Here is a 2364-nt window from a genome sequence, read left to right on the forward strand (position 1 = left end):
GGTGTGTATTGCATAATAAAAGTGCAGACTAGTGCAACGAATTTGTACAGAGTCTAGCACTTTTTTAGTGCAAAAAAATAGACTTGCAAGCCACCCCAAGTCACTCTACTGTTAAAGTGTCGAATTTTACCAGTGGAGGTTTGAAAGGATGCTAGCAATGTCTGAAATTAATTGTATCAAAACTTTAAGAAATGAAAAAGGATTGTCTATTTCTAAAATTGCAGAAACTATGAATGTGAATTGGCGTACCGCCAAAAAGTATGGTGATGGCGATCAGTTACCTCAAGAAAAAAAGCATATTAAAAAAGGGATGATGTACGAAGAAAAATGGGGAGAAATCGTTATAGACTGGCTTGAAGAAGATCTCAAACTAAAGAAAAAACTACGTCGAACAAATAAAAAAATAGTTGCGGATTTAAAAAGGATGGGGTTTAAAGGATCGTATCGAACGGTCTGTAACTTTATTCAAGAATGGCGTGCGACAGAAGATGATGAAGTAAGTAAAGGGCATGAGCGATTACAACATCCAGAAGGTGAAGCGCAACTAGATTTTGGCGTAATGGAGGCTGTTCAAGACGGAGAGATTGTCGATGTTCATGTTTTAGTTATGACGTTCCCAGCTAGTAATACTGGTTTTGCGATACCGATGCCTGGAGAAAATTTGGAGTGTTTCCTAGGTGGGTTACAAGAGCTGTTTAAGCAAGCTGGTGGAGTGCCAATTAGTATTCGAATTGACAATTTAACACCTGCGGTCAAAAAAGTACGCAAAGGTGATACAGAAGCTGAATTAACAGAAGCATTTCGCCATTTCCAAAACTATTATGGCTTTAAAGTGCAAGTGTGCAATCCATCCAGAGGTAATGAAAAAGGAAATGTGGAAAATAAAGTAGGCTATGTACGATATAACTTCTTTAGCTTACCACCAGTCATAAAAGACTTTGAAGATTTAACGGAACAATTAAAGCAACAACTGAAGGAAGATCGTGACCGACCACATTATGAAAAAGAAGAACTCATTGAGGATTTATGGCAGCAAGAGCAAAAGCAATTAATAAAATTACCAGAAGATCCGTATCCAGTATTTAAGCAGTTTCCGATTAAGTTTAATAAGTATAATGAGTTTAAGTTAGACAAGCATTTTATTCATGTGCCTAGAGCGCGTAACTATGTGCAGTTATATTGCATTACGTATTGGGATTCATTCAAAGTGATTACAAATGAGGGAGAAATTTTATTATCAGATGCAAGACCTTATATGAAGAAACGACGTTTCATTCCATGGAAAGATATTTTAAAAGATTGGTTAAAAAAGCCTCGTGTTATTGGGCATTCACGTTATACCCCTTATTTACCGACTCGTATAAAGGAGTATTTAACAGTTCCATCCTTGGCATTAAGGAAACAGCGTCTAAATGAATTACTCACTCTTTTAGTGACTCATGATATGAAAGAAATTGACCAGAATTTTTATGAACTTATTGGAAAAAATAGCGATGATCAAGAACATCCTTACGGTGTAAAATGGACTGATTATGATGCGCTATCTCCTAAAGGAATGGAGGCTTCAAGTCATGAATAATGCCATTTTACAATTGTGTAAGCAATTGCGGTTAGCTCATATCGCTGAAGCAATACATGATGTTCCATTTACAACACCTGAAGAATATATTTACCAACTTTTATTAAAAGAACAAGATGGTCGGGAACAAGCAAGGATCGCAAGAAACTTAAAGAATGCCCGATTTATCGATACGAAAACATTAGAGGGCTACGAATGGCACAAAGATATTTGTTTACCTAGTCATCTATCGAAAGAAGAACTAGTGCAGCTCGATTTTATTCGAAGAAAAGAGAATGTAATTCTAGTAGGGGCGCCTGGAACTGGTAAAACACATTTAGCTTCAGCACTGGGTAGAAAAGCTTGTGAGCAAGGTTTTGAAGTACGTTTTTATCGAGTTTCGCATTTAGTAGAAGAATTGGAACAGGCTTTACATGTGGGGAAATTAAAGCAATTTCGAAATAAATTAGAGAAAATTGATTTAATGATATTGGATGAAATGGGTTATCTTCCATTTGGTAAAGAAGGAGCGGAGTTACTTTTTCAAATCATTTCTGAATTTTACGAACAGAAGAGTTTGATTATCACGTCAAATTTAGAATTTAGTCAGTGGAATCGTATTTTTTCAGATTCACGTTTAACGGCAGCTCTGGTGGATCGTTTGATTCACCATGCCCATATTATTTCTTATACGGGACAGAGCTTCCGTTTAGCCAATGCGTTGTCGAGAAAACAGTAAAAATATTGGGTGGCAACACTCTGTATTTTTCATTGCAATTCTCTGCATTTTTATCTTGCAAAATACA

At 36.3% G+C, this 2364-nt stretch carries 2 protein-coding genes; both read left to right on the forward strand.

Annotated elements, in window-relative coordinates; genetic code table 11:
* Window positions 1-148: 148 nt before the first annotated feature.
* Window positions 149-1579, forward strand: a complete 1431-nt coding sequence (gene istA / locus CD30_RS18850; RefSeq protein WP_036180661.1) for an IS21 family transposase — start codon at window positions 149-151, stop codon at window positions 1577-1579.
* Window positions 1572-2297, forward strand: coding sequence for an IS21-like element helper ATPase IstB (gene istB, locus CD30_RS18855; RefSeq protein WP_036180664.1), 726 nt, complete (start codon window positions 1572-1574; stop codon window positions 2295-2297). Before istA ends, istB begins: the two co-directional genes overlap by 8 nt.
* Window positions 2298-2364 lie beyond the last annotated feature (67 nt).

It is taken from the genome of Ureibacillus massiliensis 4400831 = CIP 108448 = CCUG 49529, from assembly GCF_000772965.1.
In the GTDB taxonomy this organism is placed as follows: domain Bacteria; phylum Bacillota; class Bacilli; order Bacillales_A; family Planococcaceae; genus Ureibacillus; species Ureibacillus massiliensis.